Here is a 13,976-nt window from a genome sequence, read left to right on the forward strand (position 1 = left end):
CAGGTCAGAACATGACCCGGAACCCGACGACGAAGGAAACCACGTCGTCATCCTCTCCCTCGTCCCGGACCAGCCGCCCGCTTTCGCCGAGAGTCCGCTCCCAGTGAACGCCGACATATGGGGCGATGGCCCGATCAAGCAGGTCGTAGCTGAGGCGCCCGCCGATCTCCAGTTTCGGTCCAAAGGCAGCTCGCCCTGTCGCCTCATCGTCGGCCAGCGGCAGGTCCAGTTCGATGCTCGGGGTGAAGATGATCTGGTTAGTGATAAGACCTTCATACTCGATCTCGAAGCGGGCAGAGGGATACTCGGAAAGGTAAAGGTCCGCATCCACCTCGAACCATTGCTTGGCCAGCCCCTTCAGACCGAGTACGCCGTAGGTGCGATAAGGTCCGTTGTCCGGACTGTCATAGCGCACGCCGACGACGGCATCGAAGAAATTGCTGACCGGGACCTGAAGCCGGAACTGATTCTCGAGCGTCTCGAATGAGTCCTCTTCGGTGCCATATTCGGCCTCGCTGCGCAGGACGAACTTGAGCTCGTCCGTGCCGACAAAGGCGTCGGCGTCCCAGGCATAAGCCTCCGAACCTTCGCCGCTCCGCCATTCCAGCTGCTCGGCCTGAATGCCCCAGAACCATTCTTCCGAGGATGCGGCGTTGGCAAAAAGAATCGCGGGCAGAACAAACATCGCTGAAAGCGTTCTCCGCATCGGTCAACCCTCCGTCTTGGAACTTGGTACTTGTGCGGATTTGCCGTCCGGGCCGCCCTCGACCACGATCTTGCGGAACATGCCGCTGTCTGCGTGATAGGAGAGATGGCAGTGGAAAGCCCACTGGCCGGGCGCGTCGACCTCCGTTTCCATGAAGACCGTGGTCCCGGGCGCAACGCTCACCACGTGCTTGATCGGGTTCCACTTGCCCTTTCCAACATCGAGGATCGACCACATGCCGTGCAGATGCATTGGGTGAGTCATCATGGTCTCGTTGACGAACTTGAAGCGAACCCGCTCGCCATATTGCAGCCGCACCGGCTCGGCGTCGCTGAACTTGACCCCGTTTATCGACCAGATGTAGCGCTCCATGTTGCCGGTCAGCCGCATCTCGATCTCGCGGGTTGCCTCGCGATGCTCGTAAAGCGGTTTCTGGGCGCGGAGGTCCTTGTAAGACAAGAACTTGCCGCCGTTCGCCGCAGTCGGCGTCAGGCCGCTGCCCGGCGCATAGAACGGGTCGGACGCGGCCATGCTGCCATGCCCGCTGTGATCCATGCCTTTCATCGTGGAGCCATCGGGCATCTTGTGCGCCCCGCTGGCCATTCCGGTCATACCTGCTCCGCCATGGTTCATGCCTTGCATGGTGCTGCCGTCGGGCATGGTGTGGCTCATGCCGCCCATGTCCATCGATCCATGATCCATACCCTCGTGTGCCATACCCATGTCGGCCATGGTGAGCCGGGGCGGCATGCGCTGGTCCGGGACTTCCGCCGCCATGCCCTCGGCGGTGGCAAGCGTTCCGCGGACGGATGCGGTCCGTGCCATCGACTCCGCGAAGATCGCGTAGGCGCGATTGTCCTTCGGCTGTACGATCACGTCATATGTTTCTGCCACTGCGATGCGGAATTCATCGACCGGAACCGGGAGGACGTTGTTCCCGTCCGCCTGCACAACGGTCATCTTAAGGCCGGGGATCCGGATGTCGAAATAGGCCATTGCCGAGGAATTGATAAAGCGCAGACGAACCCGCTCGCCCGGCTTGAAGAGGCCGGTCCAGTTCTGCTCCGTGCTCCTTCCGTTGATCAATGGCGTAAAGCCCTGCAGATCCTCGACGTCGGTCGGCATCATACGCATGTCGCCCCATGCGGCCCGGTCCGCGAGCGCGGCGTCGAAGCCTTGCTCGCGGGAGTCCTTCAGGAAATCGAACAGGGTGCGCTGCTGCCGGTTGTAGTAGTCCGGCATCATCTTGAGGTTGCGCATGATCCGGTTGCCGGAATGGGGATGCGCGTCGGTCAGTTGCACGACGTACTCGCGGTCGTAGCGGAACGGTTCGCGTTTCTCTGGCTCGATCACGATCGCGCCGTAAGCGCCGTCCGGTTCCTGGAAACCGCTGTGGCTGTGGAACCAGTAGGTTCCGGCCTGCACGATTGGGAAGTTGTAGGTGAAGGTGTCGCCGGGCGCGATCCCGTCGTAGCTGATCCCAGGCACGCCGTCCTGGTCGAATGGCAGGATGAGTCCGTGCCAATGGATCGAGGTCGGCTCCGAGAGATTGTTGGTCACGTTGATCGTGACCTCTTCGCCTTCCTTGAAGCGCAGGACCGGGCCCGGCGAGGCGCCGTTATAGCCGATCCCGGAGCGGGAGAAGGTGCCCGTGTCGACCGTGACGCGATCGACGGTGAGATTGTATTCGCCGGCATTGGCAGCGCCTGTGAGCGCGACCGCCAGGCCGGCGCCGAGCACGAGGGCTCGGCGCAACAACCATGATGGCATTGCAATACTCCTTGAGAAAGGGGGGACGGGTTCTAGTGGCTGAGCTTGACCGGGCCGTGCATGCCGGTCTCGTAGTGACCTGGCACGTTGCAGGCGAACTCCAGGTCCGCATGCTTCGGGAAGGTCCAGACGATCTCGCCGGACTTGCCCGGCTCCAGGAGAACGCTGTTCGCCTCCTTGTGCATGCCGTGTCCCATGGAGGCCTGCATGGCCTTGGCCGCTTTGTGATTGATGCGGTCTGGCTCGAGCACGCCGTGCTCCATCATCATCATCATTTCGGGGCGGTGCGCCTCGTGCATCGCAGCTGTGGCAATATTGAACTCGTGCACGAATTCTCCGGCATTGCGGACGACGAAACGAACGGTCTCGCCTTCCTTGATATCGAGGGATTCAGGCTCGTAGTAATTGTCGTACATGGTGATTTCGATAGTCCGCGACACCTTTGCGGGATCACCCGGTTTGCCGATCTTCATGTCGTGGCCACCACCGTGTGAGCCTGCGGCGAAAGCCGTGCCAGAGGAGATCAAAGCAAGAGAAAGGCTGGCGCCGAAAACGGCACTCAAAAGTTTAGAACGGAGCATGTTTGTTCCTTCACGATGTAACTGAGCTTCAGAGCGCTCCCGCACGGGTGCGCTATTTTTAGATGAAGTCCGGTCAGAATCGCGGAGGGGGTATGTCCGCTTCTAGATTAAGGCCGATAACGGTCTGATGTATCGTGTGGAATGAAAGGGTCGACTCAGAGAAAATTAAATCGGAACCTACCCCTGTGGGGGCAAAAAAACCGGAAACGCAATGCCCAATCGCGACTGTTCCGCAGTCCTGTCCGCGCTCGTCGCCACGCATGCTGTGTGCATGTTCGCTATGGGCCTGCTGTTCCGTGCAATCTTGGGTATGTGAATGCAATGCATCCACAGAGCCGAACGACGGATGTGTCGTCGCCAGCAACAGGAAAAAAACTATGAGTACGTTTCTCAACATCAGCATATATTTAATGTCTCCACTAGGTGGAGGGTCAACGCCTATTTTCGGGATACCCGAAGATTTTCTCTCCGTCGTCAGGTGAATGGAGACACCGATCCTCATTCTGTGACGATGGCTCTGGCTCTCGTTGGTTGATGCTATTGCATCGCCTCCATTTTCCAAAGAAAGTGCGCTGGTGCGTCGAGCGGTGATCCTCCGTAAACGGCATTTCTTGCATTGGTCAGAGGACGAGGAGCTGGACGGATGTCAATCGCGACAATTGCGAAAATCATTCTGGTGATGATGCTTTGGGCCGCTTGTTTCCCTCTGATAACCGCCGGTATCGAGTTCGCCCCCCACATGACCTTCGCCGCACTACGCGCGTTTCTGGCGGGCGTGACGCTGACCCTTCTGGCGGTCGCGCTGCGGCGGCCGCTACCCAAGGAACCTCAAATCTGGGCGATGGTGGCCATCGTCGGCCTTGGCGCCACGACCCTGGGGTTTGTAGGCATGTTTCATGCAGCGGAATTCGTCTCCCCCGGCATTGCGACAGTGATCGCCAACACCCAGCCGTTGCTAGCAGCCGTACTGGCGGGCGCCGTCCTCAACGAACGGCTCAACGCCCACGGTAAGGTTGGGCTGCTCTTGGGTTTTGTCGGGATTCTCGCCATCACGTCAACTAGGCTCTTCTCCGGCGGGCAGGAAAACTACATCATCGGCGTGGCCTACATTACCCTAGCCGCGCTGGGCATCACCGTCAGCAATGTGTTGATTAAGCGAATTGCGGGCAAGGTGGATGCCCTTATGGCCATGGGCCTCCAAATGCTGATAGGCAGTATTCCACTCGCTCTGAGTGCATGGACCATGGAAGATCCGACGTCGATCCGATGGTCGCTCACGTTCGTGGGCGCACTCCTGGGCCTCAGCCTACTCGGAACGGCTTTGGTCTATTGGCTCTGGTTTTCTGTGCTGGAGAAGACCCAACTCAACCGAGCAAATGCCTTCAGTTTCCTGATCCCAATCTTCGGCTTGACGATGGGGTTCCTGTTTTACGACGAGACTTTGGGCTGGCCGCAACTAGTTGGCATCGCGCTCACAATTCTCGGTGTGGGCTTGGTCACGCGTCGTGGGACAAGGTCTTTAGAGGTCGATACTTAATCAACCGGGCCGGGCCAGCAGCACCCCAAATAATTTTCAGCGGCAACGCGCCGGTCTTCAAGACGCAGGTATTGTCGCTCTGGGTGGGACTAAACCAGAATTGACCCAGGTTAACAAACTCTTGGAATAATACTTTTGGCGTTTGGCGCACTGCCAATCTATCAAGAAGAGGATGCTAAGATTTAGGCGCACGCCAAAAACAATAATGATTTTCACGCCTTTGTAGGCTTCGCCGTTTGATCGAAGCGGTTTTTCGGGAAAGGCTCCGGCGTCCCACGACTTTTTCCAAGGGCGGACGCCTGTTTCCAGTGCAGAAATGATTTTGTCTGTTACCGCCTGCATGCGGTCGGTTTTTATCATCGTCTTGCGCATGTCTAAACCCCTCTTAATTTGGTGCAGGGCAGCTGTTCACAACTGCGCCCCTGCATCTCCGGCGAGGAGCGAGAGAGGGGAGAAAGGCTGACGTGCCGGGAAGGGAATCACCCACCCGCAGGGCGGCGTGCAGTGGCGGGTTGGCAGGGCCTTGGCCCGAAACCTGTGGATACCCGGCAGGACGCGGAGTAGAGCCCGGCCCCAACGGAGATCGACCTTATTTCACATAATCACAATCGTTTGTAGCCAGGTCCACTCGATTGGTGGCTGCCGCGAGGTGAGCGATGTTCAGATAAGGTGATCTCGCACAGAAAACTCATGCTTAAGCCCCCTACCCTGGAGATTTTTCATTATCTGCGGAGCGTTGACGAGCGGCCTCCCGCGCCACTTTGGTAAGCATCTGCTGTGTTGTGAGATCCGCTAGGGACCAGCGCCTGCCGCCGAATTTCAGGCAGAAGGCTGCGGCTGTCTCTTCGTCGGGAAAATAGAACCTTCCGCCGAACTGGAACCAACGGCCGCGCACCTGGTTGCCGTGGTGCTCCATCCAGTGCGTGAGTTGCAGGGTTTTCGGCCACGCCAAAGCATCACTGAATTGCTGACCCGCCAGATCATGATCGACGCCATGGCGAAACGCCTTGTTCGCCATTGCTGCATAGGTCGATCGATGGCGGGTTCGGGTCAATATCGTCCTCGATCAAGGGCGGTTGGTCCATGATCGTATGCGATCATGGATTTCGCGGCCGGACCAATGGGACGGCCGCAACGAGCGCAGCGAGGACCGCCCCGGCGCCCGGACACAAATCCAGACCAAGGGTTGAAGTCGGTCTATTCCGCCCGAACAAGCCCCACCTCATACCCCGTCGCTTCCGCGTACCGGGTTACCATTTTAATGCTCGGCATACTGCCGCCGCTTTCCATGCGGGAAACAACGGATTGGGTCGTTTTCATCCGCTCCGCTATCTGGCTTTGCGTCAAACCTGCTCGCGTCCTCGCTTCTATAAGCCTGCCGATCAGCTTGTAGACCGGGCGCATCTTTTCATACTCAGCTTTTACGGCCGGGTTATTTTTGAAATCCTCTTCCCGCACTTCATCGATATCGATCATTGATCCATCTCCCTTGCTCGCTGTTCGGCCAATGCAATTGCCGAAGCCGGTGTTTTCTGGGTCTTCTTCATGAAAGCGTGCAAAACGACCATCCGCCGCCCGGACGCTGTTACATAAACGACCCTACCAATCCCGTCCCTACCGGTCAGCCGGATTTCCCATAGCTTGCCCCTCAAGTGCTTCACTCGTTTCGGGCCTAGCTTCTCGATTCCTACCTGTTTCAGCAGATCCTCGAAGTTATAGAAACGTGCTCTGATATCATCGGGTAATGAGAGAAATTCCGCCTTGACCTTCTCGTTCAGAAACTTGATTGACCACTCCATACCGCCCCCTCATTCTGTACTGTAATATAGCAAATATGCGATATTGTAGCAAGTCGAAAACGCAGAAACCCCGCTTTCCCCGGACATCAAATCGCTAGATCATATCCGCAGCCCGGATGCGGAAGGCTGCGAGGTTTTCGCTGTGTTCGCTCATCCGCAAATAGCCGCAGAAAAACCGGTCGGAATGCATGAAAAAAACGCTGGTTATGTCTTCGGTAAGCATCTCGCAAATGCAGAAAGAGCCATCACGCCAAGCGAGCGGCGGAAGCACGCCGAGAAACTCGTGATAGATTGATTCATTGATTTCCCACATGTCGCCATGCTGGCCGGTCCAATCGGCATTGAGGATCGATCCGGTCCTTTCGCGCCCGGCTCTGTTCAAGTTTTCATAATGTTGCTCACGGCTTTCGCGGGCTGACGGCAGAACATTGATTTTCATGGTGCGCTCGATGGTGCCAGTCATGTCTGTCTTTCTATTTTTTCGGTGCTGGGTTGCTGTTCACAACTGCAACCCAGCATCTCCGGCGAGGAGCGAGAGAGGGGTGAAAGGCCGGCATGCCGGGAGGGGAATCACCCACCCGTAGGGCGCCGCGGAGCGGCGGGTTGGCAGGGCCTTGGCCCGAAACCTGGGGATACCCGGCAGGACGTAAGCGGAGCGCGCTTGGGCTTTGTGGGGAGAGAGCAGCGTTCTCTTCCCGCCATGAGCGGCAGCGGGATAAAGGACTATAACTTTCTGCACAGCCCCTTCCCGCCTCCCGGTCGCCGGCTGGGGAGCGGCAACCGGGCGAATATTCATCCTGGAGGATTCCTTTCAGTGCCGCGCAGTGGCACTTGCGAAAGGGATCGCTACCGAATGGGCGGAGACACGCTTGCGTGGCTCCGTGGAGCGGCCGAAGGCGGCGGAGTAGAGCCTGGGGATCGACCGGCGGTCTGAGCTTCTATTCAGGGACTTCAAAGATTCTTACGCGCACTGCGCTCGAAATCCGCAACGATGGCCTCACGTTCCCAGTTTGCCTCTCGGGCGAACGCTACGGCTCCGGTTGGATGTTCTTCACCGAGCGGCGTCAAAACAGGGTCGAGGGTGATTCGGAAGAATTCGCAGCATCTGGGGCATTGGGTGTTTTCGGCGTGATCGGCCGCGATCTGTGAAACAGTTCCGCACGAGCATTGGATGGTCCCAACGAGTTTCGTTCTGATGGGATCCAAGATGATCTCGGAATCTACGGCGGATGGTTTTGTCGGGAGCGTTCGAAACATCCTGTTGATCAGAATGCAGAAAATTCCCCATAGCGCCGAAGCGGCGAGCAAACTGTACTGGTCGCCAGCGTCAAACACCCCGTTTGGCGCTCCCGGAAAGCCGAAATAGGTAAAACAAAATAAACCAGCGAGAATCCAGAGGGCAATTTTGACGATGAAGCGCATACGACGTTCCAGAATTAATAGGTAAGAGAATGACGAAGCGGCCCGGCCAAGTGGCCGGGCCGTTGGTACTGTCATTATTTTGGTGTTTGGCGTTTCTGGTCCCAGAGAAGGACGTAGACGTTCGGGTCGTCCTGCTTCGGATCCTGGATCATATTGACAAAGAAGTGTGCCGGCAGGTCCGGGGAGTCGAAATAGAGCGTCAGATACTCGCGCTTGGACGCTTCGCCGACCTTTGCATTGGCGGTACCGATCGGGAAGTTGTCGCTCAGGATGATAAAGTCAGGAGCATTGTCCGTGGATTTTTCCAGATTCGGCATGATCGTGATGTTGGTATCGATACTGACCGTTTTGATCCTGCCTTTGTAATGATCCTGATTTTTGGTGGTGTAACCGATAGTAGCCATTTTTAAGTCTCCTTGAGTTGAGGGCTGAGCCCGTTGTGAATGACCCCGCGTAAACACAGAGCGCGGAGACGTAAAACCCGCCAGGGGCGGAACAAAGAGGAGCACCAGAGACGGAGAAAAATGCCTCGCGAGGAATGGCGATTGGCCAGGGGATTTTTCTTACTGAAGATCTGGTTTTTGTGATGAGCGCGGCGTGTAGCGGAAAAAAGGAATTCACGGGCCGGACTCTCAGCAAACTAATACTTAACTTTTAGCTATTACGCGCAACCACTGAACTGGACCTTCATGCAAAAGACGCTATTTATGCGATCATCGATATTCGGAACATCACACACATTTTGCATCTGCAAGCCGTGTCATCTGCGCTCCACGACTATCAATGAACGGCTGTCAAATTACAGTGATGGAAAGCCTCATTGTGTTGCGTAAGCATCCTCAAAGCGCTCTCTGCGCTCGCCCTCGCCGCCTTCATTCATTTCATTCAATATTACATCCGAAAGAGAAATATAATTTCCGTCGCCAGATTCCTGAACTGCAAATGTTGACCATTCAAACAACAGGGATGATTGGGTATGGCAATCGCCATCTGATATAATTTTGGTAGATTTTATGTTTCTAATCGAAAGATTATTCGGCAGATTAGCCAGAACATTCAGAACAATATCGAGTAAACTTTTAGATAATCGCACTTTCGTATGATATTCAGAACTATCTGGCCAACTCCATGACAATAAATATATGGCGTCCCGCATACCGTTCTCGGCAATACCGGTCACATTCATTGATATTCTCCATATTTTTAGTGGAGTCAGAGTGTCTTTAATGTGGAATTACCCGCGTAAATGGGTATATATCCTCAAATTACATAGATGATTACGACGGTCAAGAAAATACATGCATTCAATTGAAGCCCACATCAAAGCCCTATTAGAGACAGCGTGGAAAAGGCGTTACACAGTGGCCCGCCTAGCTGCTGAAGCTGGCGTTGATCGATCTGTGTTTTCGCGTGTCCAGTTTGGTAAAAAATTGGTGATAGGTAAGGACGGGTTTAATCCGACCGTTCGCATCGTCCAGGCTCTGGAAAACGTCATCGGTCCGACTGATGCAATAGTGAGCTTGGAGAATTCTGCAGCGGCTGTTGTCGATCGGCAAGAATTTGTCGGCAGGCAGCATACGGTGAGAGTGTTGCTGAATGAGTCTGCTGTCCCGATACTTGCCGGAGAGCTGGCCCAGGTTGATCGGTATTGCGAGGGCTTAAAGCGAGATCGAGGAGGATTATTCAGCGAAGATCTGAACTATGACGTTCTTCGGTATCTCGCACCTGGTGCACGCTTTCATCTGGCAACAGCTCCGCCGAACGCAACCGAGGCGGTGTGGGCTCGTTGGGACAGCACTCCGGACTTTTTTAGTGGTGATGACCTGAGCGGATTGCCGGTGTCTTTTGCCGGCGATGAGGTCTTTGAGGAGGAAATCCACAAAGACCTTGAAATGGCCCGTGAAGCGGGCATTCCGCTCTACCACGCAATATATCGAAACGGCATAGTCCGGCAGACCGAACCGCCGATGAAACGAATGTATTTTAGGCTACTTCAACGACTGAAGCGTCGCGACGGCGGCTTTGAAATTTTTTGGGTCACAATCCGAAAGAATCTTCAATCGAACGTCGATCTCTTTAGTGACCTGCTTGGCGGTAGACCAGACGAGGTTTAAGGCTTCGTCGTGTCCGTGCTTGCGAATGAAGATCGTCCCCAGAGGGTTGGCGTTACCATAGCCGGACATTGTACGAAAACGGCCGCTCCGTATCATTTCCTCCCTCGCCTCACCCGCTTGAATGTCTACACCGGCATGATCGAGGCAAATCATTGCAATTGATGTCATGAACCAAGATATGAAATTGCCCTCATCCATACTGTGAAGGCCGCCGCGGTATCCAATCGTCCCTCTGAGATTCAATATGCCGGTTAAATCAGTTGTCCAACGAGGCATCGCCTCGTCGTGGTCGCAATACATCGGCAAAAAATCTTCAATGTTTGACAACAGATCCGTGGTTTCGAAACACCGCCAAGCCATGCAGCAGATCAACTCGTCTCGATGATTCAGAATTGCGCCGTATGTTCCCGGATTGTCGGGCTCATATATGCGGCGAAAGCCGGGGTAAACGTGGCGGTTACGACCGATGAGCCTTGCGGAAAACCGGCTCATGTCAGTGCCTGTTTCGAGATAATAACCACCCGATTCCAGAACATTCAGGATCGGAAGCAACTTTCTCAAAAGCAGCGGGTCGCTATTGTGCATGGGTGACAGTTTCAGAGTGAAAAATAACGGTCTTATGTATGAGAAAATCTCACTCTAACTCAATCGAATTCTATTTTACTCAAATCAGCACTTTTTGGCTGAGTATTTTTATTTTCACCAGCAGAGAAAAACCGGGCGCCCCGACGGGGCGCCCGCAGGTTTTGGGAGTAATTATTCAGCGGCTTCCGCATAAGGGGTAGCTTCGTCGGCCAAAGCCACGGACGCAGCGTCCGGATCGATGGCGGGGAAAGACATGATCGGGTCCATCCAGCTCTTTGCCATGTTCGCGCGGGTGGCTGGGGTATCTGATGGAACCGCCCGGAACCACCCGGCGAGAAGTGCGACGAGATCACCTTTCGTGGACTTGGCTACTGACTCGACGTTGAGCGCAGCGCCGCACTCGACGGCGATTTCCTTCAACCGGTCGGACTTGTACCGTTTCAGGAAAGTCTCGTCTGGAACGAAGCTATCGCGCACGTCTGCGTTGACATCGATGGCAACAAGGTTGTGCTCGTCTTCCTCGGTTTTGATCCCGTCACCGGCTTGATGGAATGTCACGGTAACGAGCAGTGAGTGGAGCCCTTCCAGCTCCTCATCGGCTAGGGACCGGATAACCTTGAATATCCCTTCCCTGCCCCCAGTGAGTTTGAACAGCGCCGGAATAGGCTCGGTAATCTCGCCCTCCTCCGGATACCAAGAGCAACGCAAGGCAGACAAACCAGCATCGCGGAACTTCGTCAGGAACACGGCGGCGATTTCCTCGATGCTGTTCAGCATATCGCTGCCGAAGTGATCCGCAAGGCGCGGGCTCGGGCTGACAGGCGTTTGAAGCTGAAACCCGGTCATGTATTGGAGCACAGAGACTTCCAACACCTTACGCCGATTGGAGATGAGGTTCCGCTGAACGGCGATGGTCCTCAACTCGGCGGCATGCTTAAGCTGTGCTGCCGTATATCGCGGCTTCGGTTCCGCAAGACCGCCCGATCCGCTGACCTTCTTCGCTTTAACCATGCCGTCGAGGATCGTTACCCGGCCGTGCTGGTTCTTCATGATGACAGTCGTCGGCTCCTCGCCCTCCTCCGCTTTCCGGTACTTGTCCTGCACCATGTACCAATCGTGGCCCGGCTCCAGGACGATCAGCCCGTCTGCTTCGAATGCCGCTTTCTTCTCGTCATAGGCTGCATTCTGAAGCGCCGTAAATTGGTCGACGTCATCGAAATGCCGGTCTGCATTGTCGCTGAAGAGATCTTGAAGGTAGCCGCCCGTGTAATCTCCGAGATCGAAGATCGCCATATCGGCGGTCGGCTTCTCGAAGAAATATTTGCGGGCCGCGTACTCGCCATTTTCCCGGTTATTGTAGTCGAGATATTTGAAATAGGCAGCCTGCTCCTCGACGCTCACGGAGGCCAAATGCTTGGCTTCGCGCAAACACATCTCCCCTGCCCTCACCATGTCCCTCGCCTTTTCGGAAAGGCTTCCGAGCGCGAGTCTGCGACGGACGGTCATTTCACTGGTGCCGAACTTCTCCGCAATCTGAGCCAAGTCCATACCGCCATCGCTCAGACGGGAGAACGCTTCGCACTCGTCAATGGCGGACAGATTTTCTCGTAGGGCGTTCTCAGCAAGCGCTATTTCTTCAAGCGCCGTGCCTTTCTCCGTGCGGATTGTCACAGGAACTGGGAAACTGTCCGTTGCCTTACCCTGCTCGATCAGGATGCCGATGGCGAGATATCGCCGGTGCCCGGCAATGGTGCGGAACCTGCCGCGCTCTTTCGTCACGGTGAGGCTCTGCGTGACGCCGACCGATGCGATAGAAGCCGCAAGCTGTTCCAGTGCAGTTTTATCGAAGCTCTTACGCTGGTTGTTTTTCGGCGGCAGCAGTTTGGCGTAGGTGGTCATTTCTGTAGTGGTCATGGTCTGTACTCCCGGTTTTGTCTATGACGAGCGGCGGGGGTGTTGCCCTCCCCTCTTCCGCCAATGGGCGTGTCTCAACCGGTCTGATTGGTCGAAAACACAGTTTTCGGCTGAACAGAGTGGGTTGGGGCGCAGCCCGACCCATGGCCCGGTCTGGGCCGGTCAATGGTCCGGAGGCGGCCTGGTGCGGGCCGCAGGCGTAGCCGAGGACACGGGGGAGCTGCAGGACGGCGCGCATGCGCGACGCTTGCCGATTGACGGGAACGGAACGGGATGTTGGGCGGATAAAGGAAATCTATGGAGTCTGGCCGGCTAGAGCGAAGCGACGGCCGGTCTGCCCGTTTTCGGACCATGCGCGCGATGCGCGCTCATTCATTGGGGCGTTGCGGGGTGCCCCCGCAGAAGGGGGTGTGGAGGAGACCTCGGCTCCGACCAGGGGGAAGGCTTTCCCCACTTAGTTGATTCTGACTAAAGTTCTTTATCCGAAACGGCGTGCGACGATTCCGAAATGCCAGACACAGATTTTGATTTTCCTTCATTTGAGGGAATTGTTCAGGTTTTGAGAGAGACATTCCCCGGTATAGAGAATTCTCAGGAGCTTCTCGATCACGCTGTTCACACAATTTCGTATGCTACTGAAGAACCAGAGGCATTTTGGGAGATAATGGGTATAGATTCGTTTGGTGATTTTATAGAAACACTAAGCAAAATGCCGACTGAGGAACTCGAAGACTTATATCTTTTTGAGTTTATCAAACCGGATCCAGAAGGGGTCCGTATTATTGGGAATGCGGCATATTCTAAGACTATTAGAGGCAGCGACATTTCGATCTTAGGGAGTAGCGGTCGGTTAAGGTACCCTCCATTTCGATCAGAGCGTGAGGTGTTTTGTTGGGTTGCGAGAACTGCCAAAAAAAACTCAGAACCTCCGGAAGATATCGATATTCCAGCTGAACTATCGAGTTTTGATCGTGATCTAAGGTCGATAGTTCAATCGATTAAATTGATCCGGGCATTAACGGTTTCCGAGACGCTTGTTTCGGACACTGCCGGCGATCCGGGCGCGCGTATACGCGAAGACCCTGGAGAACATTTAAGTCGCGCCACGGCAATCCGAGAGGCTGCAGAAGAGCTTCTAGAGAAGCTTGAAAAAGAAGGTTCGAATGAACCGGTCGTGCGTAACGTGATCGATGCTTTAAGGGAGCTTCGCGGGTCTACCAGAGAGGTCGAGTCAGCGACTTCGCGAGTGCTAAAAGATCCGAGCGAAGAGAATATCGAAGCTGCAATTCAAGCCACTGAAAAACTGCCCGGACGAGTGTCGCAATTTCTGGACACCCTCCCTGCCCTCGGGACAACGACAGCCGGAGCGATTGGCTGCTGGGGTGTGGCAGTAGCTGCTTGTGGATTTGTTCACTGGAGCGGATACACATTGTTGATGTCCGAGGCGGTCGCGGCGACCATAGCAATGTTCTACGGCCCGGGAGCGTTGAAGTCCCTGAAGGACCTGTTGCCGAAGAGTTAGCCCGTGTCGATTTCCCTCAACGACTT

The 13,976-nt window shown here is 55.4% G+C and carries 15 protein-coding genes; 3 read left to right on the forward strand and 12 right to left on the reverse strand.

From position 1 onward, the window contains the following. Positions 1–4: 4 nt before the first annotated feature. From K328_RS0100295 to K328_RS0100305, 3 genes are read right to left on the reverse strand one after another with little or no spacing between them, the layout of a single operon-like run. Entirely contained in the window at positions 5–685 is a 681-nt protein-coding gene (locus K328_RS0100295; protein WP_205620556.1) for a copper resistance protein B, read from the reverse strand. Positions 686–709: 24 nt separating this feature from the next. Then, the gene (locus K328_RS0100300; RefSeq protein ID WP_036552911.1) at positions 710–2,476 is read right to left on the reverse strand and encodes a copper resistance system multicopper oxidase; all 1,767 of its coding nucleotides are present in this window, start codon (positions 2,474–2,476) and stop codon (positions 710–712) included. Between the two features lie 32 nt (positions 2,477–2,508). Then, positions 2,509–3,057 carry a cupredoxin domain-containing protein gene (locus tag K328_RS0100305; protein ID WP_028464268.1) on the reverse strand — a complete coding sequence of 183 codons (549 nt, stop codon included), beginning with the start codon at positions 3,055–3,057 and terminating at the stop codon, positions 2,509–2,511. Between the two features lie 643 nt (positions 3,058–3,700). Between K328_RS0100305 and K328_RS0100315 the strand changes: the two genes are divergently transcribed. Then, entirely contained in the window at positions 3,701–4,594 is an 894-nt protein-coding gene (locus tag K328_RS0100315) for a DMT family transporter (protein ID WP_028464269.1), read from the forward strand. A gap of 57 nt (positions 4,595–4,651) precedes the next feature. On the opposite strand, the gene K328_RS26230 is transcribed toward K328_RS0100315, so the two are convergent. The 8 genes from K328_RS26230 to K328_RS26535 form a co-directional block, all read right to left on the reverse strand. Then, positions 4,652–4,966 carry an ArdC-like ssDNA-binding domain-containing protein gene (locus K328_RS26230; protein WP_084608017.1) on the reverse strand — a complete coding sequence of 105 codons (315 nt, stop codon included), beginning with the start codon at positions 4,964–4,966 and terminating at the stop codon, positions 4,652–4,654. Between the two features lie 331 nt (positions 4,967–5,297). Next, positions 5,298–5,648, reverse strand: coding sequence for a hypothetical protein (locus K328_RS0100325; RefSeq protein WP_156901128.1), 351 nt, complete (start codon positions 5,646–5,648; stop codon positions 5,298–5,300). Between the two features lie 143 nt (positions 5,649–5,791). Further along, entirely contained in the window at positions 5,792–6,070 is a 279-nt protein-coding gene (locus tag K328_RS0100330) for a helix-turn-helix domain-containing protein (RefSeq protein WP_028464271.1), read from the reverse strand. Further along, positions 6,067–6,393, reverse strand: a complete 327-nt coding sequence (locus K328_RS0100335; RefSeq protein ID WP_028464272.1) for a type II toxin-antitoxin system RelE/ParE family toxin — start codon at positions 6,391–6,393, stop codon at positions 6,067–6,069. Before K328_RS0100335 ends, K328_RS0100330 begins: the two co-directional genes overlap by 4 nt. A gap of 94 nt (positions 6,394–6,487) precedes the next feature. Further along, positions 6,488–6,856: a DUF1419 domain-containing protein gene (locus K328_RS0100340; RefSeq protein ID WP_028464273.1), complete on the reverse strand. Its 369-nt coding sequence runs from the start codon at positions 6,854–6,856 to the stop codon at positions 6,488–6,490. A gap of 488 nt (positions 6,857–7,344) precedes the next feature. Beyond that, positions 7,345–7,815, reverse strand: coding sequence for a hypothetical protein (locus K328_RS0100345; RefSeq protein ID WP_028464274.1), 471 nt, complete (start codon positions 7,813–7,815; stop codon positions 7,345–7,347). A gap of 74 nt (positions 7,816–7,889) precedes the next feature. Continuing rightward, entirely contained in the window at positions 7,890–8,219 is a 330-nt protein-coding gene (locus K328_RS0100350) for a DUF736 domain-containing protein (RefSeq protein WP_028464275.1), read from the reverse strand. A 413-nt stretch (positions 8,220–8,632) separates the two neighbouring features. Next, a complete protein-coding gene (locus K328_RS26535) occupies positions 8,633–9,001 on the reverse strand; it encodes a hypothetical protein (RefSeq protein WP_156901129.1) in 369 nt (122 codons plus the stop codon). A gap of 112 nt (positions 9,002–9,113) precedes the next feature. Here K328_RS26535 and K328_RS26540 point away from each other — a divergent pair, with 112 nt between their 5' ends. Next, the gene (locus K328_RS26540) at positions 9,114–9,929 is read left to right on the forward strand and encodes a hypothetical protein (RefSeq protein ID WP_156901130.1); all 816 of its coding nucleotides are present in this window, start codon (positions 9,114–9,116) and stop codon (positions 9,927–9,929) included. 756 nt (positions 9,930–10,685) lie between these two features. On the opposite strand, the gene K328_RS0100370 is transcribed toward K328_RS26540, so the two are convergent. Beyond that, on the reverse strand, positions 10,686–12,428 hold the full coding sequence (locus K328_RS0100370) for a ParB/RepB/Spo0J family partition protein (RefSeq protein WP_028464278.1): 1,743 nt from the start codon (positions 12,426–12,428) through the stop codon (positions 10,686–10,688). A gap of 508 nt (positions 12,429–12,936) precedes the next feature. On the opposite strand from K328_RS0100370, the gene K328_RS0100375 reads away from it, so the two are divergent. After that, entirely contained in the window at positions 12,937–13,950 is a 1,014-nt protein-coding gene (locus K328_RS0100375; protein WP_028464279.1) for a hypothetical protein, read from the forward strand. The last annotated feature ends 26 nt before the right edge of the window (positions 13,951–13,976 follow it).

The organism is Nisaea denitrificans DSM 18348 (genome assembly GCF_000426505.1).
Lineage (GTDB): Bacteria > Pseudomonadota > Alphaproteobacteria > Thalassobaculales > Thalassobaculaceae > Nisaea > Nisaea denitrificans.